Source organism: Arthrobacter antioxidans (genome assembly GCF_023100725.1).
GTDB lineage: Bacteria > Actinomycetota > Actinomycetes > Actinomycetales > Micrococcaceae > Arthrobacter_D > Arthrobacter_D antioxidans.
Window position 1 is genome coordinate 2,698,212 of record NZ_CP095501.1, and the last position, 25,414, is coordinate 2,723,625.

26 protein-coding genes and 1 pseudogene are annotated in these 25,414 nt (G+C 67.0%); 11 read left to right on the forward strand and 16 right to left on the reverse strand.

The window, feature by feature from the left end; all coding sequences use genetic code 11:
• Nucleotides 1–264: 264 nt before the first annotated feature.
• The 3 genes from MWM45_RS12340 to MWM45_RS12350 form a co-directional block, all read right to left on the reverse strand.
• A complete protein-coding gene (locus MWM45_RS12340) occupies nucleotides 265–669 on the reverse strand; it encodes a DUF2834 domain-containing protein (protein ID WP_247826698.1) in 405 nt (134 codons plus the stop codon).
• On the reverse strand, nucleotides 666–1,550 hold the full coding sequence (locus tag MWM45_RS12345; RefSeq protein ID WP_247826699.1) for a hypothetical protein: 885 nt from the start codon (nucleotides 1,548–1,550) through the stop codon (nucleotides 666–668). The genes MWM45_RS12340 and MWM45_RS12345 overlap by 4 nt, the downstream gene beginning before the upstream one ends.
• A 107-nt stretch (nucleotides 1,551–1,657) precedes the next feature.
• On the reverse strand, nucleotides 1,658–2,323 hold the full coding sequence (locus tag MWM45_RS12350) for a MerR family transcriptional regulator (RefSeq protein ID WP_247826700.1): 666 nt from the start codon (nucleotides 2,321–2,323) through the stop codon (nucleotides 1,658–1,660).
• A gap of 186 nt (nucleotides 2,324–2,509) precedes the next feature.
• Here MWM45_RS12350 and MWM45_RS12355 point away from each other — a divergent pair, with 186 nt between their 5' ends.
• The 4 genes from MWM45_RS12355 (at nucleotide 2,510) to MWM45_RS12370 (ending at nucleotide 5,003) form a co-directional block, all read left to right on the forward strand.
• Complete coding sequence (locus MWM45_RS12355; protein ID WP_247826701.1) at nucleotides 2,510–2,974, forward strand: hypothetical protein; 465 nt, start codon at nucleotides 2,510–2,512, stop codon at nucleotides 2,972–2,974.
• Nucleotides 2,968–3,204: a helix-turn-helix transcriptional regulator gene (locus tag MWM45_RS12360; protein WP_247826702.1), complete on the forward strand. Its 237-nt coding sequence runs from the start codon at nucleotides 2,968–2,970 to the stop codon at nucleotides 3,202–3,204. The genes MWM45_RS12355 and MWM45_RS12360 overlap by 7 nt, the downstream gene beginning before the upstream one ends.
• The gene (locus MWM45_RS12365; protein WP_247826703.1) at nucleotides 3,201–4,172 is read left to right on the forward strand and encodes an NAD(P)-dependent alcohol dehydrogenase; all 972 of its coding nucleotides are present in this window, start codon (nucleotides 3,201–3,203) and stop codon (nucleotides 4,170–4,172) included. Before MWM45_RS12360 ends, MWM45_RS12365 begins: the two co-directional genes overlap by 4 nt.
• A 216-nt stretch (nucleotides 4,173–4,388) precedes the next feature.
• On the forward strand, nucleotides 4,389–5,003 hold the full coding sequence (locus MWM45_RS12370; RefSeq protein WP_247826704.1) for a DapH/DapD/GlmU-related protein: 615 nt from the start codon (nucleotides 4,389–4,391) through the stop codon (nucleotides 5,001–5,003).
• A 240-nt stretch (nucleotides 5,004–5,243) separates the two neighbouring features.
• Here the strand turns inward: MWM45_RS12370 and MWM45_RS12375 are convergent, their stop codons facing one another.
• A complete protein-coding gene (locus MWM45_RS12375; protein WP_247826705.1) occupies nucleotides 5,244–5,678 on the reverse strand; it encodes a hypothetical protein in 435 nt (144 codons plus the stop codon).
• A gap of 588 nt (nucleotides 5,679–6,266) precedes the next feature.
• Here MWM45_RS12375 and MWM45_RS12380 point away from each other — a divergent pair.
• On the forward strand, nucleotides 6,267–6,935 hold the full coding sequence (locus MWM45_RS12380) for a hypothetical protein (RefSeq protein WP_247826706.1): 669 nt from the start codon (nucleotides 6,267–6,269) through the stop codon (nucleotides 6,933–6,935).
• A gap of 43 nt (nucleotides 6,936–6,978) precedes the next feature.
• On the opposite strand, the gene MWM45_RS12385 is transcribed toward MWM45_RS12380, so the two are convergent.
• Nucleotides 6,979–9,495, reverse strand: coding sequence for a GcvT family protein (locus tag MWM45_RS12385; RefSeq protein WP_247826707.1), 2,517 nt, complete (start codon nucleotides 9,493–9,495; stop codon nucleotides 6,979–6,981).
• Nucleotides 9,496–9,782: 287 nt separating this feature from the next.
• Here MWM45_RS12385 and MWM45_RS12390 point away from each other — a divergent pair, with 287 nt between their 5' ends.
• Nucleotides 9,783–10,562, forward strand: coding sequence for an IclR family transcriptional regulator (locus MWM45_RS12390; RefSeq protein ID WP_247826708.1), 780 nt, complete (start codon nucleotides 9,783–9,785; stop codon nucleotides 10,560–10,562).
• Here MWM45_RS12390 and MWM45_RS12395 read toward each other — a convergent pair.
• Together MWM45_RS12395 and MWM45_RS12400 are read right to left on the reverse strand one after the other, a co-directional pair.
• Nucleotides 10,555–10,956 carry a methylenetetrahydrofolate reductase gene (locus MWM45_RS12395; RefSeq protein ID WP_247826709.1) on the reverse strand — a complete coding sequence of 134 codons (402 nt, stop codon included), beginning with the start codon at nucleotides 10,954–10,956 and terminating at the stop codon, nucleotides 10,555–10,557. The two genes, MWM45_RS12390 and MWM45_RS12395, sit on opposite strands and share 8 nt — an antisense overlap.
• Before the next feature lie 16 nt (nucleotides 10,957–10,972).
• Nucleotides 10,973–11,392: a methylenetetrahydrofolate reductase gene (locus MWM45_RS12400; RefSeq protein ID WP_247826710.1), complete on the reverse strand. Its 420-nt coding sequence runs from the start codon at nucleotides 11,390–11,392 to the stop codon at nucleotides 10,973–10,975.
• 203 nt (nucleotides 11,393–11,595) lie between these two features.
• Here MWM45_RS12400 and MWM45_RS12405 point away from each other — a divergent pair, with 203 nt between their 5' ends.
• Nucleotides 11,596–12,822 (forward strand): glycine cleavage T C-terminal barrel domain-containing protein, encoded by a 1,227-nt coding sequence (locus tag MWM45_RS12405; protein ID WP_247829225.1) that lies wholly within the window; start codon nucleotides 11,596–11,598, stop codon nucleotides 12,820–12,822.
• 152 nt (nucleotides 12,823–12,974) lie between these two features.
• On the opposite strand, the gene MWM45_RS12410 is transcribed toward MWM45_RS12405, so the two are convergent.
• A complete protein-coding gene (locus tag MWM45_RS12410; RefSeq protein ID WP_247826711.1) occupies nucleotides 12,975–13,424 on the reverse strand; it encodes a dihydrofolate reductase family protein in 450 nt (149 codons plus the stop codon).
• Nucleotides 13,425–13,506: 82 nt separating this feature from the next.
• Here MWM45_RS12410 and map point away from each other — a divergent pair.
• A pseudogene (map, locus tag MWM45_RS12415) lies at nucleotides 13,507–14,321 on the forward strand (type I methionyl aminopeptidase).
• Nucleotides 14,322–14,664: 343 nt separating this feature from the next.
• Here map and MWM45_RS12425 read toward each other — a convergent pair.
• Both MWM45_RS12425 and ychF read right to left on the reverse strand, forming a co-directional pair.
• A complete protein-coding gene (locus tag MWM45_RS12425; protein WP_247826712.1) occupies nucleotides 14,665–15,018 on the reverse strand; it encodes a DUF1801 domain-containing protein in 354 nt (117 codons plus the stop codon).
• Nucleotides 15,019–15,470: 452 nt separating this feature from the next.
• Nucleotides 15,471–16,556, reverse strand: coding sequence for a redox-regulated ATPase YchF (gene ychF / locus MWM45_RS12430; RefSeq protein WP_247826713.1), 1,086 nt, complete (start codon nucleotides 16,554–16,556; stop codon nucleotides 15,471–15,473).
• Nucleotides 16,557–16,649: 93 nt separating this feature from the next.
• Here ychF and MWM45_RS12435 point away from each other — a divergent pair, with 93 nt between their 5' ends.
• Nucleotides 16,650–17,987: a DNA recombination protein RmuC gene (locus MWM45_RS12435; RefSeq protein WP_247826714.1), complete on the forward strand. Its 1,338-nt coding sequence runs from the start codon at nucleotides 16,650–16,652 to the stop codon at nucleotides 17,985–17,987.
• Nucleotides 17,988–18,044: 57 nt separating this feature from the next.
• Here the strand turns inward: MWM45_RS12435 and MWM45_RS12440 are convergent, their stop codons facing one another.
• Together MWM45_RS12440 and MWM45_RS12445 are read right to left on the reverse strand one after the other, a co-directional pair.
• Nucleotides 18,045–19,136, reverse strand: coding sequence for a 4-hydroxy-3-methylbut-2-enyl diphosphate reductase (locus tag MWM45_RS12440; protein ID WP_043440930.1), 1,092 nt, complete (start codon nucleotides 19,134–19,136; stop codon nucleotides 18,045–18,047).
• Nucleotides 19,137–19,197: 61 nt separating this feature from the next.
• Nucleotides 19,198–20,040 carry a hypothetical protein gene (locus tag MWM45_RS12445; RefSeq protein ID WP_247826715.1) on the reverse strand — a complete coding sequence of 281 codons (843 nt, stop codon included), beginning with the start codon at nucleotides 20,038–20,040 and terminating at the stop codon, nucleotides 19,198–19,200.
• Between the two features lie 191 nt (nucleotides 20,041–20,231).
• Between MWM45_RS12445 and xseA the strand changes: the two genes are divergently transcribed.
• Both xseA and MWM45_RS12455 read left to right on the forward strand, forming a co-directional pair.
• Entirely contained in the window at nucleotides 20,232–21,533 is a 1,302-nt protein-coding gene (gene xseA, locus MWM45_RS12450) for an exodeoxyribonuclease VII large subunit (RefSeq protein WP_247826716.1), read from the forward strand.
• Between the two features lie 103 nt (nucleotides 21,534–21,636).
• Nucleotides 21,637–21,873: an exodeoxyribonuclease VII small subunit gene (locus MWM45_RS12455; protein ID WP_043440925.1), complete on the forward strand. Its 237-nt coding sequence runs from the start codon at nucleotides 21,637–21,639 to the stop codon at nucleotides 21,871–21,873.
• 31 nt (nucleotides 21,874–21,904) lie between these two features.
• On the opposite strand, the gene MWM45_RS12460 is transcribed toward MWM45_RS12455, so the two are convergent.
• The 4 genes from MWM45_RS12460 to MWM45_RS12475 all read right to left on the reverse strand — a co-directional run bounded on the left by MWM45_RS12460 (nucleotide 21,905) and on the right by MWM45_RS12475 (nucleotide 25,376).
• Nucleotides 21,905–22,282 carry a VOC family protein gene (locus MWM45_RS12460; RefSeq protein WP_247826717.1) on the reverse strand — a complete coding sequence of 126 codons (378 nt, stop codon included), beginning with the start codon at nucleotides 22,280–22,282 and terminating at the stop codon, nucleotides 21,905–21,907.
• Nucleotides 22,283–22,389: 107 nt separating this feature from the next.
• A complete protein-coding gene (locus MWM45_RS12465; RefSeq protein WP_247826718.1) occupies nucleotides 22,390–23,226 on the reverse strand; it encodes a formate/nitrite transporter family protein in 837 nt (278 codons plus the stop codon).
• 49 nt (nucleotides 23,227–23,275) lie between these two features.
• Nucleotides 23,276–24,130 (reverse strand): PPK2 family polyphosphate kinase, encoded by an 855-nt coding sequence (locus MWM45_RS12470; RefSeq protein ID WP_247826719.1) that lies wholly within the window; start codon nucleotides 24,128–24,130, stop codon nucleotides 23,276–23,278.
• Between the two features lie 28 nt (nucleotides 24,131–24,158).
• Nucleotides 24,159–25,376 (reverse strand): pyridoxal phosphate-dependent aminotransferase, encoded by a 1,218-nt coding sequence (locus MWM45_RS12475; RefSeq protein WP_247826720.1) that lies wholly within the window; start codon nucleotides 25,374–25,376, stop codon nucleotides 24,159–24,161.
• Between the last annotated feature and the right edge of the window lie 38 nt (nucleotides 25,377–25,414).

Genomic DNA, 25,414 nt, shown 5'->3' on the forward strand with positions numbered 1-25,414 from the left:
AGGATCACCTGCTGCGCCTTGTGGAGAACGATCATCATGTCCAGCTCGCGCCGATCTCGGTGACGACTCTCCCGGCCGGAGGAGCGGCGTGCAGCAACAGCCGGGCATGACCGCCGCTGGGCAGGATGATCAGGGCGCCGGTGCGCTGAGCCGAGCACACTGGATCAGACTTTCGCGGACCATGTATTCCTGCGTGAACAACGCCAGGTACCGCTGCGATTCATCCCTGAGGGATACGCGGGCGACAGCTTCCGGAAGTGTCCGTCATGGTCGTCCCTTTCGAGACCGACGGTCAAGAAGAACGACCTCGCGAAGCCCCAGGAAGAGGGGGAAGGTGAAAGCGATTGCTACGGCGAACGAGAGCGGTATCAAAATGACGGCAGTCACGACCAGCCAGGTCCTTCCCAGCCGCAGGGCCTCGACAACGAAGAAGATGCAGGCCACGACCGCCACAACGATGACATCGACGGCGATCGAAGAGGAGGCGGCGTTGACCCACCAGCCTTCGAAGTAGGACGGCGCTTCGGGCGTTGGGACGAAGGCGAGGTTGAACGACCAGGTTCCGATCAGACCGACGATCGCGGCAGTGCAGTAGAGCACGACGAGGAGACGGCGGGCCGGTCGCTGCGCTGCCGATGAGCTTGAGGCGGCCGTCCGCTCGACGCTCATCGGCGTACCTGTGCGACGATACGGGCGCGCCCGACGACTACGACAGCAACGCCCGCGAGGAGCGCAGCGATCGTCAGCGCGATACTCGCGGTGAGGGTCTCCACGCCCGGCGAGACGATTGATTCGCCGCGCAGCGCCTGCCACGTAACCAAAGCCATGAAGCCCGCGTACGACGCGGCAGCGACCCACACCAGGCCCGTACGCACCGTGACATCGCGCAGCACCAACACTCGGCGCGATAGGAGCTCCATCGCGATGAGCGCGAGTGGAATCGCCTGCAAGGCGTGCATACCGACGAAGTGCGGAATGCGCAGGTCCCCCCCGCTTGTGCTCCAGCCCAGGATGGGCAGCCCCGGCCCGCCGTCGGCGAGGCCCACTGTGTGGGCGCCGACAATTCCTTGCGGATCGGCCAACTGCGCCGAGGTCGGACCCGTCATGAGGTAGCCGAGGCCCAAGCCGACGAGCGAGAGCACCGCGCCCGATCGGATCGCCACCGCGCGGGCAGGGTCGCCCAGGTGGTTGAAGAACAGCAGCAGAGCGGCGACGAAGGTCGCAATCCACAGCACGCTGATCGCCGCGCCCATGACCCCCCACGCGGCAGCGTGGGCTGGTGTCGAGACGTTGAAATGACTGGTGGTGCCGAGGGCCGCGGCACCGATGAGGACGACCATTTCAGCGATCAGGGTGACCACAATGACTGTGCCGGCAACCCAGGCCACGCGGCGGAAGCGCTCCAGTTGACCGATGAGCCACGACCACGTCACAGCGTAGATCGCCATCGAGAGTGAAAACTTCAGCGGCTTGTCCCATTGGTTGAGCCCAGTGACCTCGACCGGATCGATGAAACGAACGACCAGGGCAAAGACTGAGAACAGCAGCATGAGAGCAGCAAAACCGAGGAGCGGGCGGTGCCAACGAACGGGTCGAGGTGGGGAGAGGAGTGTACGAGGTAGTGGATCGAGCGTCGCGGTCATGAGCCGATACCTTTCTACAGTGGAACCTGATGGCGATGTCCCGTTGCATCCGGCAACGGATAACGCACGTTTGAGACGTGCTCTTGAGCCGCACGGCGGAGCCCTGCAAGCAGGGTGTCGCCGAGAAGCGTTCCGAGTACAACGGCTTCGGCTTTCTCGGCCCGACCCTCCCGGGCTTCGATCAGATCGAGGTCGGCCTCGGCGAGAAGAAGCGCCGCCGCGGCGTAACGCTCGTACCACTGCGCCGAGTTGCGTTGACCGGCAGCCTCGAAGGCAGTAATCGAGGTAGCGGCAAGGGCCCGTCCAGGACCACACGGGTCATTGGCCCAGTCAGCGGTGAGGTCGTCGACGACCTCATAGGCGTGTTCGGAAGCGGAAGCGGGGTCGACAACCGCGGTGGCTGCCCGTTGGGCGACACCAAAGGTCTCTACGAGAGCGACGTCGGATTCGATCGCCGCGACCACCTCCCGAGTCGATGCGATGCTGAGGCCCCCGACGCGCAGGAGCCCGTGCACGAGCTTGAGCCGACGCACATGGGCATCGCCGTAGTCGGCCTGATTCGGACGCGACTTCTCTCCCGGCGCGAGCAATCCCTCACGCAGATACATCTTGATGGTCGGCGCGGCGATGCCGGTCACCTCGCTGAGTCGGGAGATCTTCATCCTGCGCTCGGCGCCCACGAGTAGAGAGTTGTCATACCTCAAGAATACAGATATCGACGCTATCCGATAGAGGAAATATCCGTTATTTTCCATCGATTGGCACCCGCGCAGTCGACCACCCCTGGAGGCCGACTGAACTCAGACAGGTACACCCGACGATGTAAAAAATTATTGACACGTTCCCGCGGCAGGCATAGCTTGTGCATGTCAATAATCTTTTACAGGGGAGCGGCCGTGTCAGCGCAGGAGAAGAACGCGTGGATTCTCGGAGTGGTTGCGGTGCTCGGCTACGCGGTCTACCTCGTCCTGCTGCTCGGCAGCGGCGTCGGCGCACTGACGGAGCGCCCCTACGCGCAGATCATGCTCTGGACCATCGGTGGCGGGATCATTGCCGGCATCGTGATCAACATCCTCGTCGGCATCGTCTCCGGCATGTTCCGGCGGGATGCCGGGCGCGTCGACCAGCGGGACCGGCAGATCGCGCGATTCGGCGACCAGGTCGGCCAGTCGTTCGTCATCCTCGGCGCTGTCTCGGCGCTGTTGCTCGCGATGCTCGAGGCGGACTCCTTCTGGATCGCGAACGTCATCTACCTGGGGTTCGTGCTGTCCGCGGTCCTCGCATCGATTACCAAGGTCATAGGCTACCGACGGGGGCTGCCGGAATGGTGAAGCCCACCCGCGTACGCAACAAGATCCGCGCCCTGCGCGCCACGCACGGTGAGATGACCCAGGCCGAGCTCGCAGACCGGATCGGCGTCACCCGCCAGACCGTGATCGCCATCGAGCAGGGCCGCTACTCCCCCACACTCGAGCTCGCGTTCCAGATCGCGCGAGTCTTCGGCGTCGGACTCGACGCCGTCTTCCAATATCCGGACACCGACGAAGGAGCATCCAGATGAGGGCGATCGTGCAGGACACATACGGAGACGCGGATGTGCTGCGCCTCGAGGAGGTCGAGCGGCCGGAGCCCGGACGCAATCAGGTCCTCATCCGCGTCCGGGCGGCGGGCGTCGACCCCAGCGTGTGGCACATCATGGCGGGCCAGCCCATCGGTCTGCGGGCGGCTTTCGGCGTCCGCAGACCGCGGCAGCGCACCCGCGGGGCGGATGTCGCGGGCATCGTCGAAGCGGTCGGCCCCGAGGTCACTCGGTTCGCCCCGGGCGACGAGGTCTTCGGCGTCGCGTCCGGCAGCTTCGCCGACTTCGCGCTTGCCTCGTCGGAGAAGGGGCTGGCGCACAAGCCTGCAGGACTGAGCTTCGCCGAGGCGGCAGTCGTCCCGATCTCCGGCTGTACCGCACTCCAGGGTCTGCGCAAGGGTGGCGTGACCGCAGGCACGCGCGTGCTCGTGCTCGGCGCTTCGGGCGGCGTCGGATCGTTCGCGGCACAGTTGGCGAAGGCCTTCGGCGCCCACGTCACCGGAGTTGCAAGCACAGGCAAGCTCGACCTCGTCCGCGACCTCGGTGCCGACGAGGTACTGGATTACACCCAACAGGACCCGGTAATCGGCACACGCCGCTTCGACCTCATCCTTGACACCGGCGGCAACCGTCCGCTGCGGAACCTGCGGCGCGCCCTCGCCCCGAAAGGGACGCTCGTCATCGTCGGCGGCGAGGGCGGCCGTGGACCGCTTGGCGGCTTCGAGCGGGCGATGCTCGGCGCACCGGCCCTGTCACTCGTCACCCGTCAGAAACTCCGAGGCCTCACGGCCGTCACAAGCCGCGACGATCTCGTCGCACTCACCGGGTTGATCGAGGCGGGCCAGCTGCGTGCGCCGCTCGATCGCACCTTCCCACTCGAGGAGGCCCCGGACGCCATCCGCTACCTGCACGCCGGGAAGGTACGCGGCAAGGTCGCCATCACAATCTGACCGCGTGTGCGCATGCCTTCGTACCCTTTCCTGGTTCCGCTGCCGAAGAATCTCACATACCGATGAGCGCCGGGGGCACCGGGGCACAGGCCCTGCGGTACGGTCTGGCGGTCGGGCCGTACCGGCACGACGACTCGCGACATCCCGATGGCATAAGGCTTCAGCGATCCGGCAATCAACGAGCGTCCGTTGTGTTCCCCTGGTTGCGCCCCGAGGATGCTGCAAGGGCACGATACCGTTGGGTACATGGCCGACATTCCAGGTCTCGACAAGCTCCTGACCGCACTGAACGCCGGGGAGACGATTCCCGGAGGTTCACCGCACCACGAGGCGATGCACGCCGCCAGCCAGGAGTCGCTGCGCATCACCGCCGAGCTCAACGGGCGGTACCACTCCCCGGGGAAGGTGCGGGCCCTGATGAGCGAGCTGACCGGGCGCGAGGTCCCCGGATCCTTCCAACTCTTCCCGCCGTTCAGCGCCGACTTCGGCAAGAACATCCGCTTCGGCGCGGATGTGTTCGTCAACAGCGGCTGCCGGTTTCAGGACCAGGGCGGTATCGACATCGGCGATGGGTCGCTCATCGGCCACAACGCCGTCATCACGACCTTGAACCACGACATGGTGCCAAGCCGACGAGCAGATATGCACCCGGCCCGCGTGGTGATCGGCGCGGGCGTGTGGTTCGGGGCCAACGTGACGGTGTTGCCGGGCGTGACGATCGGCGATGGGGCCGTGGTGGGCGCCGGCGCAGTCGTCACAAAGGATGTTCCCGCGGGGGCAGTGGTCGTTGGTGTGCCGGCGAAGCAGGTGGGCACGGTCCCGGATGGGTGACTTCTCGGCCGAGAAGTAGCTGTTCTGCAGATTCGACCAAACCGGCGGTGAACCCCGAACCAGCGCTCAAGGAAGAGCGTGGTGAGCGGTCATGCGCCTCATCGCTGACCAACCTCACCGGAATCAGAACACCAGACATTGAACCTGAACTCCACCACCACGTTCCGTAGCCGAGAAACGTCACGGACTGGCCGCATCCGCGACAACGACCTCAGGCCCGGCGACCCTCGCCCGGCGGCGTCACTGGCCGGGGCGCCTGAATGGGTCGGGCCACCACCAACGATGCCGCGATCGGCGCTCACGCTCAGCCCGGCGTCGGGCCGCGTCGTAGTAGTCCTCGCGCGCCGGGGCAAAGACCGACTGAGGCAGAGTCAGCGGTGCACGGCTCACCTGGCATCCTGCCAGCGATTCGCTGATCGCGCCCGGGATCAACCGCATCCCCTGACCACCTTTGACCGACCGCTTGAGCCGTCTGCCCTCCTCCGTGAGCCGCATCCCCCAGGATGAGTCCACCTCAGCAAGGCCGGATCCGACCAGGATCGAGAGTGCCGTCTCCATCTGTTCCCGTGAAGGGACGTCGGCCTGCAGCATGTCCCATCCCGACAGCAACCCACGTATCGACGAGGGGTGCTTTCCACGACGCAGCAGGGTCATGAGCGTCGCGGCGTCATCCATGTCTCTACGGTGCATGACGTTCAGGCTAACGCGCTTCGAGCCCGCACCGATTCGGGAGCATTCGCCGTCACGGAAGTGCGTTACGTTCCCATCCGCCGATGCAGCGAAGACAGGAAGGCCCGGGATGCAATCAGCACCCCGGGCCTTCCTCAAGCTATGGGTCGAAACCTAGACGTTGAACCTGAACTCCACCACGTTCCGTAGCCAAACAACCTTAGGTTGCGACTTCCCCTTTGCCCGCTCGTCAGCGCAGCCCAGCCCAGCCCACGCAGGCAACACAGCCCCGCCCATCGAGACGGTCATCGGAAGACCCGCACCAGCACCGGCCTGAATGGCGCTCAGGCGCTCCGCGGTCGTCTCCTGAAATTGCTCCACGCCCGGGTGAGGTAGGACAGCAGAGCAAGTCACAATGTGGGCGCCTCAGTGCACGGGGCACCTTTCGATATAGCGGCGCCCAGATACTCCTAGTTTCGGTTCAGGCCCCGACGTGTCAGTAGTGCCTTCTTGTGGTGGGCCCCGCCGCGTCAACCTGTGCCACCGGCGCGTTCGGCGAGAAACCTGCAGGATGCTGAATTGAAAATCGTTCCTATGCGTGAGGTCGACGTCGTCCAGATCACGGAGGGCGAGGTTGCCGCCGTGGCCCGTCGTGGCGTATTCACCCCAACACCCAAAGAAACCAGCGGCCCGATCTGCCTTGCCGACATACAGTTGACCGGTCCGAGTGTCCGAGATGAGATAGATGCCCTTGACCGAGCTGAGCGCAGCGCGCCACTCGCTGTAGCGGGGGTCCGCCGCGACTTCCCGAAGCGTTGCGAAGTCGACGATGATGGAGTCGAATCCTGGAAACGGAACCTGCTCTCGGTCTGCGATCTCAATGACCGGAACGTTCTCGGCTTGCTCCCCTCTTTTTGCCCAGTTCACGGGGTCGGCCGTCCATTTGATGACCAGGCGATCCTTATGGGCGGAGAAAACCTCCGATTGCTCCAAATCAAGGAACCGCTGATCGTCGGTGCGCTCAGACAGAACCTCTCCGTGGTTTTCATACGCCGTAACGAACCTTCCGAGGAACCCTGTGATCCCAAGGAAGACCAACCAGATTCGAGGTGGGACTTCGGGAAGTTTGCTGCGCCTGGTGCCCTGGGTGCGCGTATAGTCGCGGAGCGATTCTCCCCATGCCACCGCGTTGTCGGCGGCGAGTCCTTTAGGCGTGTGGCGGATGATGACGACGTACTCGCGGACTGGTGTTGTGGGTCATGACACCTGGGCCGTGCCCCCCCAGCGCTCAGGCCGCGTAGGGCCGCTACCCCCTGATCCGCTCGTTCTCCGGATCGAACAGTGGGGTGGCATCGTTCGCCGCCACCGTGACGGGATACAGCCGCTCCATGTAGTCGACGGCCAGCTCCGTGCCGACCACTGCGAGCGCGGGAGGAAGATAGCTCATCAGCACATGCTTCCCCAGTGACGGGGCGGACCCCGCCGAGGTGACGTACGAGCGCCGCCCATGTCCGTCGATCAGCGGCGCTCCGTCCCGCTCGACGATCGGTTCGCCTCCGAGCATGTACCGGCGTCGTCCGTCCGCGGACACGTGATCGTCCACGATCAGGGAACAGAGCACGGCTGCCGGATCCGCCGCGCGTTGCGCAAGGTACGCCTCCCGGCCTGTGAAATCGGCGTCCTTGACTCGGGGCCGCGTCAGTCCGGCCTCGACCAGCGTGCGTTCAGTGTCCAGTTCGGCGCCGTGCGCCCGGTAGCTCTTTTCGATGCGGCCGGTGCCTCCATAGACACCGATTCCTACAGGAACGAGCCCGTGCGGTTCCCCCGCCGCGCGTATCAGGTCCCACAGTCGGGCGCCCTGCTCCATCGGTAGATGGAGTTCCCAGCCCAGCTCGCCGACGTAGGAGATCCGGGACGCGAGCACGGAGAGCGGGCCGACCCGGATGTCGCGGCAGGAACTGAACCGAAAGCCCTCGTGGCTGATGTCGTGGTCCGTGAGTGCCCCGAGGATGTCGCGTGCACGCGGCCCCCAGAGTCCTACGGTCGTATAGGCGGACGTCTGGTCGACAATCTGCGCGCTGCCATCGGCAGGGAGATGATCCTGGAACCGCCGGCGATCGATGTTGCCCGTCAGCCCACCGGTGACCACCCGGAAGTGCCCATCGCCGAGTCGCATCACCGTGAGGTCGGCACGGATACCGCCGCGGGAATCCAGTACGGGCGTGTAGATGACGCGGCCGATCCCGACGTCGGCCTGCGCCACTAGCGTGCGCTGCACTGCAGCGAGCGCACCCGGACCGACGACGTCGAAGATCGCGAACGCCGACAGGTCGACGACGCCCGCGCGCTCGCGCATCGCGAGATGCTCGGCGTTGATGATGGGCGACCACCACCGGCTGTCCCACTCCACCTCCCGCGGCATCACGGCGTCGCCGTAGTCACCCAGCAGGGCCTCGTTGGAGTTGTACCACATGGGCCGTTCCCAGCCGGCGGCCTCGAAGAATTCCGCCCCGAGTTCCCGCTGGCTGGAGTACATCGGAGCCAGGCGTATGTTGCGGTTGCTGCTCCACTGCTCCCCGGGATGCACGATCCCATAGGTCTTGTTGAACCCTTCCGATGCGCGTGCCTTGACGTGCTCGCTGGTCCGTTGGTGTGGATAGAACCGCGCGACGTCGGCGTGGTGAAGATCGATTCCGGGGTTACCGTGAGTCATCCACTCGGCCAGCAGGCGCCCCACAGCCGGACCTTCCCTGATCCACACCGCGGCCGCTGACCAGAGGCCCGCCACCTCCGGTGCCTCTCCCAGGACCTGCCCACCATCCGCGGTGAGTGAGAGCAGTCCGTTGATCGCATAGTTGACCTTCACGTCCGGATCGCCCAGAACCTCGGGCATCAACTCCCTGGCCTGCTTCAACTGCGGCTCGAAGTCATCCGCCGTGAACGGCATCTCGGTGGGTGAGAGCTCCGCCTGGTCGATCGACGGGATCCCGTCGGGGTCGAGCAGGATGGGCCGGTGGGCATAGGAGCCGATCTCCAGGTCGGAGCCGTGCTGGCGTTCGTAGCAGAACGTATCCATGTCCCGGATGATGGGGAAGGAGATTTCCCCTGATGTGTCCGCGAACCGGGGTACCGGACCCACCTTGATGAGCTGGTGTACGGCAGGCGTCAGCGGGATGGTTGCCCCCGCCATCGCTGCGATGCGCGGACTCCACACCCCACACGCGACGACGACGGCGGCGGCCTCGATATCTCCCCCGGTTGTCCTGACGCGGTGAATTCGGCCACCCTCGACGTCGAGACCGATCACCTCCATGTCGGAGAGAACCTGCAGCGCTCCGCGTTCCAGCGCCTGTTCACGCAGAATCTCGCCGGCACGCACGGAATCGACAACACCGGCCGATGGGGTCCAAAACCCGCCGACTAGAACCGACGGGTCGATGAAGGGCACCTTCTCGTGAACCTGCGCCGGTGCGACAAGGCTGGATTCGATCCCCCAGGCCTTCGCCGAGGACATGCGCCGGCGCAACTCCTCCATCCGTTCCTGCGTGCGTGCCACCTCGAACCCGCCGGACGCGGTGAAGACACCCATGTCCCTGTACTGGCGCACGCTGTCCAGGATGAGGTCGGTAACGCCCCGGGGGTGGTTCACCGGGAAGATGAAGTTCGATGCATGACCGGTGGAACCGCCGGGGTTGGGGAGAGGGCCCTTGTCGAGCTGGACGATGTCCCGCCAACCCAGCCGTGCAAGGTGGTGCACCAGAGAGTTGCCGACGATGCCGGCGCCGATGACCACTGCCTGCGCCCGGGTTGGCACGGTGCTCATGTTCCGCTCCTCCGTCGCCGGGCAGTACGCGTGCCCTGCAGCCCGCGGTTCGCCATCGTCCCGCGCCTGCTTCCGCACGAAGCCCTCCCAGAATCCTTGCCAGGATTCCGGGTGTCAAGAGCTCACTTCGATATTGCGGACCGTGCATCGCCCTGCGGGCGAACGGGGAGCGGGCACGGCCGCTGCACGCCGCCCGGGGGCTCGCCGCTGGTAGAGTCTGGACCGGCCGTCCGGGCCCGTTCCCGGGCTGACCGGAGTACTGCAGCAAGCAGGTGAAGGGGCGGCATGTGACGAACGGTTCCCAGTCCATCGACCGCGCGGGGCTGCTGCTCTCCCTGGTGGTTCGCTCCGCCGGGCCGATCTCCTTCACCGAGCTGGTGGACCGGACCGGGCTGGCGCGGTCCACGGTTTCGCGGCTGCTTCAGGCACTTGAACGCAACGGAATGCTGGAACGCAACCAAGATGGGCACTTCCTGGGCGGCGCGCTGTTCACCCACTATGCCAACCGGTTCGACCGCGTGGAGTCCCTTGCCACTGCCGCGCAGCCGATGCTGGAGCGGATCGCCGAGGAGACCGGCGAATCCGTGACCCTTGGTGTTCCCCGCGGCGACGCGGTGGTCCACGTTGCCCAGACCGACTCCAGTTACATCCTCGGTACGACCAATTGGGTGGGAGTGGATCTGCCACCGCACTGCTCGGCACTCGGCAAGGTGCTGTATGCCTTCGGGGCGCTCCCCCTACCCACGGACCCACTCGAGCAGAGGACGCCCAACACCGTGCCGGACGTTGCGGCCCTCGAGGGTGAGCTCACCCAGGTGCGGGAACGGGGCTATTCGCTGACCCGGAGTGAGCTCGAGGAGGGGCTGGACGCGCTTGCCGCACCCGTCAGCGACAGCCATGGCAGGGTTCTTGCGGCGATCGGGGTATCGGGTCCCGCCTTCAGACTCGAGCATTCCCACGAGGAGATCGGGGCTCTGCTGGTGGCGGAAGCCGGCTTGCTGTCACGGATACTGGCGCGGCGTGCGCAGAAGGAAGCCGTTGCTCCTGACCCCGACTCGCTCAGCTGACGGGACCGCCAAGTCGCTCGATGGTGTCCCGGCGCCATTGTTCGGTCCGGCGCACCTGGTTGAAGGTGTAGATGTGGAGCCCCTCGACTCTGGACTCCGGCTTCGCCACTACGGGCGCCAGGCGGTCGAGGAATCGCTCCGGACTGTAGCCGCCGGGCGCCGCGATGCGCGCGAAGAGTGACCTGTTCTTGGCAAGGAACCGAGTGGACTCCCCCACCCCGATCCTGGTGGCCATGGCCAGGAGTTTCGATCGCTCAACCGGCCCCGGCATTCCGATCCACAGCGGCATGACGACGCCGCGCTGCCGTATGCGTCCGATCCAGGCAGCGATAACGGCAGGGTCCAGGCACAGGTTGCTCACGATATTCGTGGCGTGTTTGCGCTTGTCCCACATCGCCTGGATGATGACGTCATCCGCAATGATGGGATTCGGGATAGCCCGCGACTCCCACCGCGCGGAAAGGCTGCCCGAGTGCCGTAAGGTCCTCTAGCAATTCAAGCGAACCGGCATAACCGTCCTGATCCGGCCGCGCGTCCCCTGCGGGAACGAAAACGCTGTCGACGCCGGCACCCACCAACTGCTCGACGATCTCCTTCAGATGCTCCCGCCCCTGAACCATTCGCGCGGCAACGTGCGGAACGGTCCGATACCCGGCGCGGCTGAGAGTCTCGGTCACCGTCAGGGTCGCCGCCAGCCCTTTCCCGGCGGACGCCGTGACGGTCAGCGGACGGCTCACCGGCAGGGTCGCCGTCACCTCGTCCGCAATGGACGCGGTGGGCAGGACTTCATACCGGGCGGTCTCGAGCAGCCGACGGTACGGGAGCTTCACGGAATACCTTGCACGCCACACCCGCGTGATTCTACACTCAGGATATGGGACGAGAGTTCCACTTTATGAGACAAGCCGACTGCTTCGGGCCGTCCTCCCCTGAACCGGTCGATAGGGAGGTCATCGTGAGCTTAAACGTCCCATCAGTCGACCAACGTGACCGAGCAGTTCCGATCAACCTCCGCCAATCGGGCCCCACGCCGGTGGAGTTGCAGATCGACACCCGGGTCCGCAAATCACCGTACTGGCACCTCTCCCACGAAGCAGGCTGCTGGCGTGCGCAGGTCTACAACCGGATGTACCACCCGAGGGGCTACATCCGCCCCGAAGACGGCGGGATGATGGCCGAGTACGAGGCCCTGGTCAATCACGTCACCCTGTGGAATGTCGCCGTGGAGCGGCAGATCCAGGTCAAGGGACCGGATGCGGAGGCCTTCGTGGACTTTGTCATCACCCGCGATGCGACGCGGATCCCCCCGATGAGGGCGCGGTACGTGATCCTGTGCAACGAAGCCGGAGGGATCCTCAACGACCCGGTGTTGCTTCGGATCGCCGAGGACGAGTTCTGGTTCAGCCTTTCCGACTCTGACCTGTGGCTATGGCTCCAGGGGGTCAACGTGGGCAAGCGCTTCGATGTGAGCATCAGGGAGATCGACGTGTCGCCCGTGCAGATCCAGGGACCGAAATCCGTCGACCTCATGGTGGACCTGATCGGCCAGGCAGCCGCCGAGATCCCCTCCTACGGCTTGCTCTTCTCATCGGTCGGCGGTTGCGACGTCATCGTTTCGCAGACCGGCTTCACCGGCGAGAAGGGCTACGAGATCTATCTGCGCGATGCAAGCCTGCACGCTGAACAACTGTGGAACGCCGTTCTGGCGGCAGGCAGGCGCCACAGCCTCATGGTGGTTGCTCCCGCACACCACCGGCGGATCGCAGCGGGAATCCTGTCCTGGGGCCAGGACATGGATGCCGAGACGTTGCCGTTCCAGGTGAATCTGGGGTATCAGATTCCCAGGCAGAAGACCGCTGACTACATCGGGAAAGAAGCATTGGAGGCTGCGCGTGCGGCAGTCGAAGCCGGGTCGCCCCCGTACACGCACACACTCGTGGGCATGAAGCTCGGTGGCCGGCCGATCGACGACTACGCGCCCGACTTCTGGCTGATCAGCGCGGCGCAGGACGGCGACCCGATCGGCTACGTCACTTCACCCTGGTACTCGCCGGAGCTGGGCACCAACATTGCGATGGGATTCGTTCCCACCGGTCTCGCTGCGCTCGGCACGGAGCTGTGGGTACACCTGCCCGAGTCCTACGCGTCGGAGCCGGGCAGGCCGGTCAGCGCCGAGGTGGTCGAGATGCCGTTCCGCCAATCGGTGAATCCCAACCAGCGCGAGCTGCTGAAGACCCGCGGGATGGACGCCGCCGTCTAGGCTGCAGACGGTTTCGGCCTGCTTTCTACCCCCGGTGGGACGGAAATGGCATCGGCGCGCAGGGGCTCGCCATCCCCTCCCGATCCCCTCTCGCGCCGACATCCACTCCACCACCGACACGCCGATCATGATCGGGAAGGCCCTTATGGGCGTTATCCGTTGCTTGCTCGGATCTCGTACACCAGCTCGACCAGCCCTTGGTCGTACACTGTTGCGCTGTGAAGGGTCAGCATGTTCGGGTCCTGCCCCGGAGGAAAGACACCCCGGCCCGCGCCGATGGCGATCGGCATCACCACGAGCCGCACCGAGTCGACGACGCCCGCGGCCAGAAACGTCTCCGCCAGGGTAAGGCTTCCCCAGACAACGATGTCCCCGCCGGTCTCGGCCTTGATCCGCCGGATCGCTTCGATAGGGTCACCTGATTCGACGGCCGCCTCCGCCATGTCTCCCCATGGGGCTTTTGTCAGGTGGCGGGAGAACACGACGCGGTGGAGCGAGTTCAGGGATGGCGCGATGATCTCGTCCTCGGAAGCCGGTGTTGGCCAATACTCGGCAAACATGCGGTAGGTGCTTGCTCCGAGGACCATCGTGTCAACGGTCACTCCTTCGATGCCCACACGGCATCGAGGGACAGACCGAGAACCTCTGCACTATGGTTCTTGCCGCAACGAGGAAGGAGCACACATGATCGAGATCTTGAGTCCAGCCGAATTGTCGCGAGCCAGGGAGACCGGTGGGCTGCTCGCCGGGGTCCTGCAGGAATTGAAGAACCGCAGCAGGGTCGGCACGAATCTCCTCGATCTTGACCGGTGGGCCAAGACCATGATCGCCGAGGCGGGAGCGAAGTCCTGCTACGTCGACTACGCACCTTCGTTCGGGCGAGGCCCGTTCGGTCATTACCTCTGCACGTCGGTCAACGACGCCGTCCTCCATGGACTGCCGCATAACTACGCGCTGCTGACGGCGACCTGCTGACCCTGGACCTTGCCATCACCAAAGGCGGAATCGCAGCAGACTCGGCCATCAGCTTCATCGTGGGTGAGACGAAGCCCCCGGAAAGCGTCGCCATGATCAGCGCGACCGAACGGGCACTCACCGCAGGAATAGCCGCAGCAGGACCAGGGGCCCGCATCGGTGATATCCCGTACGCCATCGGTTCGGTCCTCAGCGAGGCGGGATACCCGATCAACACCGAATTCGGTGGCCACGGCGTCGGATCAACCATGCACCAGGACCCCCACGTTCCGAACATCGGCCGGCCGGGCCGCGGCTACGCGCTGCGCCCCGGGCTGCTGCTCGCACTGGAGCCGTGGGTGATGGCCGACACCGCCACGCTCATCACCGACGCTGACGGGTGGACATTACGCAGTGCGACAGGCAGCCGGACAGCACACAGCGAGCACACCGTCGCGATTACCGACGACGGCGCAGAAATCCTCACCCTGCCTCAGCCGGCCGAGCGTGGTCGTGCTGAGACGTCTCCTCCACTTTCAGGATAAGGCGGGCAGGGGGACTTGCGGCAAGGCCTTGCTGAGGTGGCATACTCGCGGCTCCGAGTATGCCGACAGGAGGAATTCAGATGTTCAGACCGCTCGAGGAGGGCCCGTTTTCCATGGCACGATAGCTGATCTGTTGGCGGGAGATCTGCTCACAGTGGGCCACCGATCGAACTACCGCCCCGAGATCATCAACTAAGGGCTCACCAGGACCAGGCGCGCTCATCCGCAGTGAAACAGCCCCGACCACCAAGGTGACCGGGGCTGCATTCGTCACCGGTCTGGGCCAGGATCGGGACTCGTTCCATGCGGTCTCGGGCGCCTCTTGCGAGAAGGCACTCAATGCTCAGTCGATCACCGAACGGACGATCTCCGCGATACGCTTCTCCGTGTCCTCGTCCACGATCTCGAAATACCATGCGGCCGGCATCAACTCACCGTCTCCGCCGCCTGCGGCTCGGAAAGCCGCCTTCTCGGTGATCGCGAGATTAAGCCGTTCGTCGTTGCGCAGCGTAACGAGAGCGGGCGTGCTCGCCGACTCCGCGTAGGCGGGCATTCCGTACCAGATTCGCGGCTTCAGGGTGGGTGCCGCGGCCACGATGATGTCATGCACGCGTCGCATGACCGAACGCCGCGGCTCGTCCATCTTCGAGATCTTGTCGATCACCTGCGTCAGGTTCTTCTCGTCCTTCGACGACATGTCACGTCCTTTCGTCAGCCGATGTCGGGCACCGGCGGAATGAAGTTGGCGCATTTGTGCGCCGCACCCCATCCGGACATGTCCTGAACTGCTCAGGCCTCTCCTCGATGATTCACGTGTCGCCACGTGGAAGCGCAGTCGGTGGCGTGTACCACCGCGATCAGGGTACCTGACATGCAGACGGACTTCACCGCCGATTCTGCAGATTTCGTCGCACGTGGAAGCGCAATTCAGCAGACCTTGGGCAACCTGGTTGCCTACGTCGCAGGGTTCGACGAGTTCCACGTGGCGCTCTCAACCGTGGTGTTCGGCACCGGCGTCCGCCTGTTCGCGGGAGTGGACGCCAGCCGCGTGCCCCTGCAGCCGATCCGCGCGGAGCCCACGCAGCGGGCGACCCACCTGACCGACGCCGTTCGCGAGCGATTGCTTTCAGAGGTTGAACCTGAAATCACTTACACATTGAATCGAAATTCGACCACGTCACCGTCGGACATGATGTATTCCTTGCCTTCGATGCGGACCTTGCCGCGGGACTTGGCCTCGCTCATCGAGCCGGCGTCGATGAGGTCCACGAAATGGACCACCTCGGCCTTGATGAAGCCCCGCTGGAAGTCGGAGTGGATGACGCCGGCGGCCTCGGGGGCCGTCGCGCCCTTCTTGATGGTCCAGGCCCGGCTCTCCTTGGGCCCCGCGGTGAGGTAGGTCTGCAGACCGAGGGTGTGGAAGCCCACGCGGGCCAGCTGGTCGAGGCCCGACTCGTCCTGGCCGTTCATCTCGAGCATCTCGCGGGCCTCGGCCTCGTCGAGTTCCACGAGGTCGGCCTCGAGCTTGGCGTCGAGGAAGATGGCGTCGGCGGGTGCGACGAGCTGCCGCAGCTCCGTCTGCCGCTCCTCGCTGCCGAGCACGGCGTCGTCGACGTTGAACACGTAGATGAAGGGCTTGGCCGTGAGGAGGCTGAGCTCGCGGAGGTGCTCCATCTCCAGCTTGTCGCTGGTGACCGACGCGAAGATCGTGTCGCCGCGCTCGAGGACGGACTGCGCGGCCTGCATGGCGGTGAGCTGCGCGGCCTCGCGCTTCTTGATCTTCACTTCCTTCTCGACGCGCGGGATGGCCTTCTCGAGCGTCTGCAGGTCGGCGAGGATGAGTTCGGTGTTGATGGTCTCCATGTCGGAGCGCGGGTCCACCTTGCCGTCGACGTGGATGACGTCGGGGTCGTCGAACACGCGGATGACCTGGGCGATAGCCTCCGCCTCGCGGATGTTCGCGAGGAACTGGTTGCCGAGGCCCTCGCCCTCGGACGCGCCCTTCACGATGCCGGCGATGTCCACGAACGACACGGTCGCCGGCAGGATCTGCTTGGAGCCGAAGACCTCGGCGAGCTGCGCGAGACGCGGGTCGGGCAGGCTGACCACTCCGACGTTCGGCTCGATCGTCGCGAACGGATAGTTCGCCGCCAGGACGTTGTTGCGCGTCAGCGCGTTGAAGAGGGTTGATTTGCCGACGTTGGGCAGTCCGACGATGCCGATAGTAAGAGCCACGGGAGACAAGTCTACCGGGCATCGGGCAACCCCTCGGCGGTGGTGCCCATGCGCAATAGGAGGAATGTCGTAGGTTCCTGCGACAGTGTGGGCATGAGCACAACCGCCGTCCTCCTGGTCATCCTCGCCTTCGTCCTCGGGTGCGCCGTCGGCGCCTTCCTCGTGGCGCGCTCCCTCCGCCCGCGCGCCGAGGAGCTCCGGGCGGAGCTCGACGACGCGACCGCCCGTCTCGGGCGCACGACGACGGACCTCGCGGCGGCCGCCGCGCAGCGGGACCTCCTGCAGCAGCACAATCGCGAGCTGACCGGCAAGACGTCGACGGACAACGACGTCCTGCGGGCCCTCGCCCCCGTCGCCGAGAAGCTCACGCAGGTCCAGCGGCAGGTGGGCCTGCTGGAGCGCGACCGCGTGGAGCAGTACGGGCAGCTCGCCCGGCAGCTCGAGGAGTCACGCGAAGCGGACGCCCTGCTGCTGTCGACGACGCATTCCCTCGCGGGGGCGCTCCGCAGCAACAGCGCACGCGGCCAGTGGGGCGAGATCCAGCTGCGGCGCGTCGTCGAGGCGGCGGGCATGCTGTCGCGGGTCGATTTCCTGGAGCAGGTCTCGGTCTCCGCGGGCAGCGACGGCGAGACGGCGCGGCCCGACATGGTGGTGCAGCTCCCGGGCGACAAGCAGATCGTCATCGACGCCAAGGTCCCGCTGAGCGCCTTCCTCGCCGCGCAGGAGCTGGCGGGCGCGGTCGACGGCACGGCGGACGCCGGCGCCGTGGCCGGATTCGAGGCACGGCGTACTGAATTGCTGAAACAGCACGGGAAGGCACTCCGGGCACACATCGACGCCCTGGCCCGCAAGAAGTACTGGGAAGGGGCGACCAACTCCCCCGAGCTGGTCATCTGCTTCATCCCGGTCGAGTCCGTCCTGTCCGAGGCCCTGCGCGCGGATCCCGAGCTGCTGGACTACGCCTTCGGCCGCAGCGTGGCCCTCGCCTCGCCGGTGTCCCTGCTCGGCATCCTCAAGGGTGCCGCCTTCAGCTGGCGCCAGGCCGTCCTCACCGACAACGCGCGGGAACTGTTCGACCTGTCCAAGCAGCTGTACGAGCGCCTCGGCACCATGGGCGGGCACGTCACCCGCCTCGGGTCCTCCCTGAAGACGTCGGTGGAGCGGTACAACTCCTTCGTCGGCGCCCTCGAGTCGAGGGTCCTGCCCACCGCCCGGCGCATCGGCGCGTTCGATTCGGCATCACTCGACGTCGTCGACGCGGCAGCCGAAGGATCCGATGCCGGCGGACCCGGCGCCGATGTGAGTCTGCTCGGCACCGCCCGGGTGCAGCGGATCGGTAGCCCGGCCGCCTCCGGCGAACCGGCCGCCTCGATCGACGCGACGCCGCGTTCCCTCACCGCCCACGAACTCCTCGACGGGACGGCGGGCTAGGGCCAGGGCGATCGGCCGGTCGCGCCTTGGGATCGGGCGGCCCGTCCCGCGGGACCGTCAGTTCAGCGAGGTGCGATCCTGCCCGCGTCCGCCCCGGCCCTGCGACGGGTCCCCCATCGCCTTGAGGGCTGCGCGGATCTCCTTCGGGAGGGAGAAGATGATGTCCTCCTGCGCGGTGACGACTTCCTCGACCTTCCCGTAGCCGTACTCGGCGAGCAGCCGCAGCACGTCCTGCACGAGGTTCTCCGGAACGGAGGCCCCGGAGGAGATGCCGACGGTCGCCACGCCCTCGAACCAGGACTCGTCGACCTCGTTCGCGAAGTCCACGCGGTGCGCCGCCTTCGCGCCGTACTCGAGCGCGACCTCCACCAGGCGGACCGAGTTCGAGGAGTTGGCCGATCCCACCACGATGACGAGGTCCGTCTCCGGCGCGATCTTCTTGATGGCCGCCTGCCGGTTGGAGGTGGCGTAGCAGATGTCGTCGCTCGGGGGGTCCTGCAGCGTGGGGAAGCGCTCCTTGAGGAGGTTCACGGTCAGCATCGTCTCGTCGACGCTCAGCGTGGTCTGCGAGAGCCAGATGAGCCGCTCGGGGTCGCGCACCTGCACCTTGTCGACGTCCTCGGGGCCGTTGACGATCTGGATGTGGTCGGGGGCCTCACCGGCCGTCCCCTCCACTTCCTCGTGACCCTCGTGGCCGATGAGGAGGATGTCGAAGTCGTCCCGGGCGAAGCGCTGGGCCTCCTTGTGGACCTTCGTCACGAGGGGGCAGGTGGCGTCGATGGTGCGCAGCCCGCGGTCCTCCGCGGACTGCACGACGGCGGGCGAGACGCCGTGGGCCGAGAAGACGACGAGCGCGCCCTCGGGGACCTCGTCCGTCTCGTCGACGAAGATGGCGCCCTTCGCCTCGAGGGTCGAGACGACGTGGAGGTTGTGCACGATCTGCTTCCGCACGTACACCGGGGGCCCGTAGTGCTCGAGGGCCTTCTCGACGGCGATGACCGCCCGGTCCACGCCTGCACAGTACCCGCGGGGGGCCGCGAGCAGCACCGACTTCTCCCCCGCCACCGGCGCAGCGGCGAGCACGTCAGCAGGCGTGCGGCGCCTGCGCGGGATGGTGGGCATGGGGACCTGAACGGCGGTGCTGGTCATGCGCCGATTCTACCGGCTCGGGGACCCGCGCCCGCGTGATCCGGAGCCGCTCCGCTGTGAGCTAAGCCCTGCGCCCGCGACCGACGGCGAACTGCCCCACCATGCCGAGGGCCACCGCGACGAGTCCGGCGACGATCACCGGCACGCTGTCGACGGCGACGGCGGTGCCGACCCGGTGGGCCAGACCGCCGAGGAACACGTCGGCGGCGGCACCCGTCCCCGGCAGTCGGGCCGCTGCGGCGGGGACCCAGCTCACGGCGAGGGCACCGAGGACGCCGATGGCCACCACGCCGAGTCCCAGCAGGGCGAGGGTGGTGCCGCGTCGTCGGGCGATGATCAGGGCGAGCAGTGCCAGCGCGCCCGCACCGGCGAGGTACAGCGGCCAGGACTGCACCGCATCCACGACGCCGCCGAAGACCCCGTTGCGCTCGATCGAGCCGATGGCGAGGGTGGTGTCCTCGGGCACGGGGACCTCGAGGCCCAGGCTTCCACCCACGCTGTCGGCCACGAGATCCGCGACAGGCGCCAGGTCGAGCACCAGCAGAGCCGGTGCCGGTCCCGAGGGATCGGCGGCGTGCGCCAGGGTGACGGCGTGTGATCGGCGGAGCACCTCGGCCCAGGCTCCTCGATACCCGGAGGACGCCGTGACGGCTGCCGTGGCGTCCCTGATGAGCGGTTCCACGAGGGCGTCGATCGGATCCGGGAGACCGCTCTGCGCGGAGAAGTCCTCGGCGACGGACGCCGTGAGCGCCGCCTGGAAGTCCGTGTCCTGACCGAGCGGCGCTGCGAGCGCGACGAACCCCGACTCCTCCACGAGGTTCCGGTCCACCCACGCGCACGCCAGACCGCCGGCGAGGACGACGAGCGCGAGCAGGGCCAGCAGGGCAGAGATGACGGTTCGCATGGAATCCTCAGGGTGGGGTGGGACTCACGATAATGCCTGCTCGGGCCGTCCCGGGATCCCGCCCTCCTCCCCCCGTCGGTGGGCGCACATACCCCGGCGGTCCCCGTCGCCGGGGGTGAGGGATGGTAGAGATGGACAGTGCGGGTGCCACGAGCCGACAGGGCAGCACCCACCCTGAGGACAGGACACCCATGACGAGCGAGGGCATCAGGGCGCGGCCCGCCGGTGACGCCGGTGACGCGCGGGCGGCGTCGACGATCCCGGCCACGGCGGCGGAGACGTCGCCGGACTCCCCATGGCCGCTCCACCTGCTGTCGGAGAAGCTGAAGGCGCACATCGAGCGGGCCCCGGCGGCGTGGGTGGAGGGGCAGGTCATCGAACTCAACCGCCGTTCCAGCATGTGCTACATCACGCTGCGGGACATCGACACCGAGGTCTCGCTCTCCCTGTCGGTGTACGGCAGCGTCATGGACCGTGTGTCCTCCCCCCTGGACAGGGGCTCCCGTGTGGTGGCGCGCCTCAAGCCGGATTTCTGGGTCAAGACCGGGCGGCTGTCCATGCAGACCATCGACATCCGGCCCGTCGGGATCGGCGACCTCCTCGCGCGGATCGAACGGCTGCGGCAGTCGCTGGCGGCGGAGGGCCTGTTCGCGTCCGCACGCAAGAAACGCCTGCCGCTGCTCCCCCACCGCATCGGGCTCATCACCGGCCGCGACTCGGACGCCATGAAGGACGTCATGCGGAACGCGGCGCTCCGGTGGCCGGCCGTCGAGTTCGACGTGCGGGAGGTCGCCGTCCAGGGCGTGAACAGCGTGGCGCAGGTGACCGCGGCGCTGGCGGCACTCGACGCCGATCCCCACGTGGACGTCATCATCATCGCCCGGGGCGGCGGAGCCCTCGAGGACCTCCTGCCGTTCAGCGACGAGTCCCTGGTGCGGGCCGTCGCCCGAGCCGCCACGCCCGTGGTCAGCGCGATCGGGCACGAAGCGGACCGCCCCCTGCTCGACGAGGTGGCGGACCTGCGCGCCTCCACGCCCACGGACGCCGCGAAGCGCGTGGTCCCCGACGTCACGGAGGAGCTCGGCAGGATCGGCCAGGCGCGCGCGGCACTCGAGCGGTCCATCCGCGTCCTCGTGCACCGCGAGGGCGAGAGCCTCGCGAACCTGCGCTCCCGCCCGTCCCTGGCGCGGCCGGAAGGCATGATCGACGTGCGGCAGGCCGACGTCGAGCGTCTGCGGTCGCGGGCCCTGCGGTCCACCACGTCCGCGGTGGACCGCGACGCCGACGCCGTCCACCACCTCCGCGAGCGCGTCCGCTCCCTCTCTCCCCAGAACACGCTCGACCGCGGGTACGCCGTGGTGCAGCGCGCCGACGGGCAGGTGGTGCGGACCCCCGACGACGTGGAGCGTGGGGATGCCGTGCGGATCCGTGTTGCCGGCGGGCAGCTCGGCGCGGTCATCGGCGACCCGCCGGCACCGCGGGAGGCGTCGTGACCAGGGCGCAGGAGAGCACGGGCGTCCCGGGCCTTACCGGTCACGATCCCCTGACAGATACCCGGGCCCGGGCACGGGCCACCCAGCAGATGAGGACCATGCCATGACGGACACCCAGCAACCCGACCCCGGCCCCACAGCGGTGGACACGCTGTCCTACGAACAGGCACGGGAGGAACTCGTCGCCGTCGTCTCGCGGCTCGAGGCCGGAGGCGTGAGCCTCGAGGAGTCCCTCGCGCTCTGGGAGCGCGGCGAGGCCCTCGCCGACCGCTGCGAGGCGTGGCTCGAGGGTGCCAAGGTGAGGCTGGCGGCAGCACGCGACAAGGCCGAGGGCAAGTAGCGCCAGGGATTATCCCTCCGGGCGCACCGCCCTAGGAGTAGGGCCTCGCGGGCAGTTCCTGCAGCGCCCAGGTGTTGCCGTCAGGGTCGGCGAAGTACACGAACCTCCCCCACGGCTGGTCGTCGACGTCACTCGCGTCCACGCCGCGGCCGAGCAGCTCGCTCCGGGCGCGTTCGGCGTCGGCCACGACGATCTGGAGGCCGCGCTGCGATCCGGGTGGCATCTCGCTGATCCCCTCGCCGAAGGCGATGGAGCAGGCGGAGCCGGGCGGGGTGAACTGCACGAAGCGCACGCCCTGCCCCACCCGGTGGTCGTGGTCGAGCGTGAAACCGGCCTGGTCGCGGTAGAACGCGATGGCGCGGTCGACGTCGCTGACCGGCACGGCCACGAGTTCGATCTTCCAGTCCATGGGTCTCCCCCTCCTCGGTGGTGGAGCTCCAAGCCTAGGAGGAGATGCGGTCAGGAGCGGTCCGCATCAGCCCGCGCCGGGGTCCCTGATCGGCCGACGGGAGGAGTTCACCGGCCGCGCGGTGCATCGGGGTCGTCGGGTGCTTCCTCGCGCCGCTGCTGGATCAGTTCCTTCGTGCGTACCAGCCGCAGCAGGGTCACGAGGACGAGTCCGCCCAGCATGTTGAACAGCAGGGTGTAGCCGAAGAAGCCGAGCCACTGGTCGTAGCCGATGTCCGCACCGGAGTGGATCGCGGCGAAGATCAGCAGCGAATCGAGGATCGAGTGGAACAGCTGCAGGCCCGCGAGCAGGAAGCCGCCGATCATCGTCGCCACGATCTTCGCGACATCGTTGGACGTGCCCTGCTGCATGCGGCTCATCACGGTGATCGTGCTCCCACCCAGGACGGCCAGGGCCACGGTCTGCAGGGAGAACGGCGCGTCGACGAAGTGGTGCGCGCTCTCGCTCACGGTCGGTGACCACTGGGGGAAGGCCTGCATGACGATCCAGACGAAGATCCAGCCGCCCACGAGGTTCGCGACGAGCGTCCCACCCCACAGTTTCGCGAGCTGCGCGAGGGTGCCCTCCTTCGCGACCACCGCGGCGACCGGCATCAGGAAGTTCTCGGTGAACAGCTCGCTGTGGGCCAGGAGCAGCGCCACGAGCCCGACGCCGAAGGCGATCCCCGCCAGCAGCGCGTCCCCGGTCTCGTGCAGCACGGCGAGGTACGCCATGATGCCGAGCCCGATCTCGAAACCGCCGAACAGTCCGGTGACGATGATGGTCCTCATGGTCCGCTGGAGCCGGTCGGCGCCCTCGTCCACCGTCGCGTCGAACGACTCCTTGAGTTCGTCCTCGACCGGCGCGTCCGATGCACCGAGTTCCCGCCTGCGTTCCTCGCTCATGTGTCCTCCCGGGATCCGTCGTCGTCTCCCGGGCTGCCGGACCGGCGGCTCAGGACGAGTGCAGGCGCTCCTGCTCGGCGGCGACATCGAACGATGCCCGCGGCCAGCTCAGCTGCATGTCCTCCAGCGTCGCGGTGAGCAGGTGCTGCACGGCGAGCCTGGCATACCACTTGCGGTCGGCGGGGACGACGTACCAGGGGGTATCCGGGGTGCTTGTCCTCTCGACGGCCACCTGGTAGGCGTCCTGGTACTGCTGCCAGTTGGCGCGGTCCTCGATGTCGTCGGGGCTGTACTTCCAGAACTTGTCCTTGCGCTCGAGGCGGTCGGCGAGCCGTGCCTTCTGCTCGTCCTGGCTGATGTGCAGCATCACCTTGAGCACGCGGGTGCCCGCACCGACCACCTGGTCCTCGAACTTCGAGATGGCCCCGTACCGCTTCTCCACCTCGGCCGCCGGCGACAGGGCGCGTACGCGGTGGATCAGGACGTCCTCGTAGTGCGACCGGTCGAAGACCCCGATCATGCCCGGCGCCGGCAGTTGGCGACGCACGCGCCAAAGGAAGCTGTGCCGCTGTTCCTGCTCCGTCGGGGCCTTGAATGCGTAGTGCTGCACCCCCTGCGGGTGCACCTGCCCCACCACGTGACGGACGACCCCGCCCTTGCCGGAGGTGTCCATCCCCTGCAGGATCAGCAGCACGGCGATCTCGCTGCCGGCCCGACTCTCGGCGAAGAGCTTCTCCTGCAGCGACGCGAGCGTGTCCGCTCCGGCGGCGAGGGCCTCGGCGCCCTGCTTCTTCCCGCCGTCGAAACCGGGTGTGGACCGGGGGTCGACGGCGCCGAGCGAGAAGTCCGGCCCTGCGAGCAGGAGCCTCCGCGTCTCGGCAGCGGTGGTGGTTCCGTTCGGCATGGCTCTCCTGCGGGTGGGTCGGGGATGCTCAGGGCTTGTAGGTGGACAGGAAGTCCGCGAGGCGCCCGATCGCGTCCTCGATCACCTCGACGCTCGGCAGCGTCACCATGCGGAAGTGGTCGGTGGCGACCCAGTTGAAGGCGCTGCCGTGCGAGATCAGGATCTTCTGCTGCTTGAGGAGGTCCAGGGCGAACTGCTCGTCGTTCTTGATCGGGTAGATCTCGGGGTCGAGCCGGGGGAACAGGTACAGGGCCCCCTGCGCCAGTTCGCAGCTCACGCCGTCGATCGCGTTGAGCATCTGCGCGGCCTTGTCGCGCTGCTGGCGCAGGCGGCCGCCGGGCAGGATGAGGTCGTTGATGCTCTGGTGCCCCCCGAGCGCGGTCTGGATGGCGTGCTGCGCCGGGACGTTCGCGCACAGGCGCATGTTGGCGAGGAGGTTGATGCCCTCGATGTAGTCGGCGGCGTCGCGCTTGGGGCCGGAGATGGCCATCCAGCCGCTGCGGAAGCCGGCGATCCGGTACGCCTTCGACAGGCCGCTGAAGGTCAGGCACAGGACGTCGTCGCCCGTGACGGACGCGGCGTTGATGTGCACGGCGTCGTCGTAGAGGATCTTCTCGTAGATCTCGTCCGCGAACACGATGAGCTCGTGCTCGCGTGCCAGCCGCACGATCCCCTCGAGGATGCTCCGGGGGTACACCGCCCCGGTGGGGTTGTTCGGGTTGATGAGCACGATGCCCTTGGTATTGGGCGTGATCTTGGCCGCGATGTCCTCGAGGTCCGGCCACCAGTGGTTGTCCTCGTCGCAGAGGTAGTGGACGGGCGTCCCGCTGGCGAGGGCCACGGACGCCGTCCAGAGGGGGTAGTCAGGGGTGGGGATCAGCACCTCGTCGCCCGCGTTCAGCAGGGCCTGCATGGACAGCGTGATGAGTTCGCTGACGCCGTTGCCGAGGTACACGTCGTCGACGTCGATGGAGTTGATGCCGCGGCTCTGGTAGTACTGCACGACGGCGGTGCGCGCCGAGAAGATGCCGCGGGAGTCGCTGTAGCCCTGCGCCTCGGGGAGGTTGCGGATCATGTCCACGAGGATGGCGTCGGGTGCCTCGAAGCCGAACGGCGCGGGGTTGCCGATGTTGAGCTTGAGGATGCGGTGGCCCTGGGCCTCCATGGTCATGGCGTGTTCGAGCAGCGGCCCCCTGATGTCGTAGAGGACGTTCTGGAGTTTGCCGGACTGCTTGTAGGTGGCCATTTCTTCAGGATGCCACAGCAGGGGCCCACTGCGCGGCA

What these genes read in the sequence shown, in the direction of transcription:
- MWM45_RS12340 (WP_247826698.1), bottom strand. Translation starts at nt 669, where the DNA reads ATGAGCGTCGAGCGGACGGCCGCCTCAAGCTCATCGGCAGCGCAGCGA.
- MWM45_RS12345 (WP_247826699.1), bottom strand. Translation starts at nt 1,550, where the DNA reads ATGCTGCTGTTCTCAGTCTTTGCCCTGGTCGTTCGTTTCATCGATCCG.
- MWM45_RS12355 (WP_247826701.1), top strand. Translation starts at nt 2,510, where the DNA reads ATGTCAATAATCTTTTACAGGGGAGCGGCCGTGTCAGCGCAGGAGAAG.
- MWM45_RS12360 (WP_247826702.1), top strand. Translation starts at nt 2,968, where the DNA reads ATGGTGAAGCCCACCCGCGTACGCAACAAGATCCGCGCCCTGCGCGCC.
- MWM45_RS12365 (WP_247826703.1), top strand. Translation starts at nt 3,201, where the DNA reads ATGAGGGCGATCGTGCAGGACACATACGGAGACGCGGATGTGCTGCGC.
- MWM45_RS12370 (WP_247826704.1), top strand. Translation starts at nt 4,389, where the DNA reads ATGCTGCAAGGGCACGATACCGTTGGGTACATGGCCGACATTCCAGGT.
- MWM45_RS12375 (WP_247826705.1), bottom strand. Translation starts at nt 5,678, where the DNA reads ATGGATGACGCCGCGACGCTCATGACCCTGCTGCGTCGTGGAAAGCAC.
- MWM45_RS12380 (WP_247826706.1), top strand. Translation starts at nt 6,267, where the DNA reads ATGCGTGAGGTCGACGTCGTCCAGATCACGGAGGGCGAGGTTGCCGCC.
- MWM45_RS12385 (WP_247826707.1), bottom strand. Translation starts at nt 9,495, where the DNA reads ATGAGCACCGTGCCAACCCGGGCGCAGGCAGTGGTCATCGGCGCCGGC.
- MWM45_RS12395 (WP_247826709.1), bottom strand. Translation starts at nt 10,956, where the DNA reads ATGTGGGACAAGCGCAAACACGCCACGAATATCGTGAGCAACCTGTGC.
- MWM45_RS12425 (WP_247826712.1), bottom strand. Translation starts at nt 15,018, where the DNA reads ATGTCGTCGAAGGACGAGAAGAACCTGACGCAGGTGATCGACAAGATC.
- MWM45_RS12435 (WP_247826714.1), top strand. Translation starts at nt 16,650, where the DNA reads ATGAGCACAACCGCCGTCCTCCTGGTCATCCTCGCCTTCGTCCTCGGG.
- MWM45_RS12440 (WP_043440930.1), bottom strand. Translation starts at nt 19,136, where the DNA reads ATGACCAGCACCGCCGTTCAGGTCCCCATGCCCACCATCCCGCGCAGG.
- MWM45_RS12445 (WP_247826715.1), bottom strand. Translation starts at nt 20,040, where the DNA reads ATGCGAACCGTCATCTCTGCCCTGCTGGCCCTGCTCGCGCTCGTCGTC.
- xseA (WP_247826716.1), top strand. Translation starts at nt 20,232, where the DNA reads ATGACGAGCGAGGGCATCAGGGCGCGGCCCGCCGGTGACGCCGGTGAC.
- MWM45_RS12455 (WP_043440925.1), top strand. Translation starts at nt 21,637, where the DNA reads ATGACGGACACCCAGCAACCCGACCCCGGCCCCACAGCGGTGGACACG.
- MWM45_RS12460 (WP_247826717.1), bottom strand. Translation starts at nt 22,282, where the DNA reads ATGGACTGGAAGATCGAACTCGTGGCCGTGCCGGTCAGCGACGTCGAC.
- MWM45_RS12465 (WP_247826718.1), bottom strand. Translation starts at nt 23,226, where the DNA reads ATGAGCGAGGAACGCAGGCGGGAACTCGGTGCATCGGACGCGCCGGTC.
- MWM45_RS12470 (WP_247826719.1), bottom strand. Translation starts at nt 24,130, where the DNA reads ATGCCGAACGGAACCACCACCGCTGCCGAGACGCGGAGGCTCCTGCTC.
- MWM45_RS12475 (WP_247826720.1), bottom strand. Translation starts at nt 25,376, where the DNA reads ATGGCCACCTACAAGCAGTCCGGCAAACTCCAGAACGTCCTCTACGAC.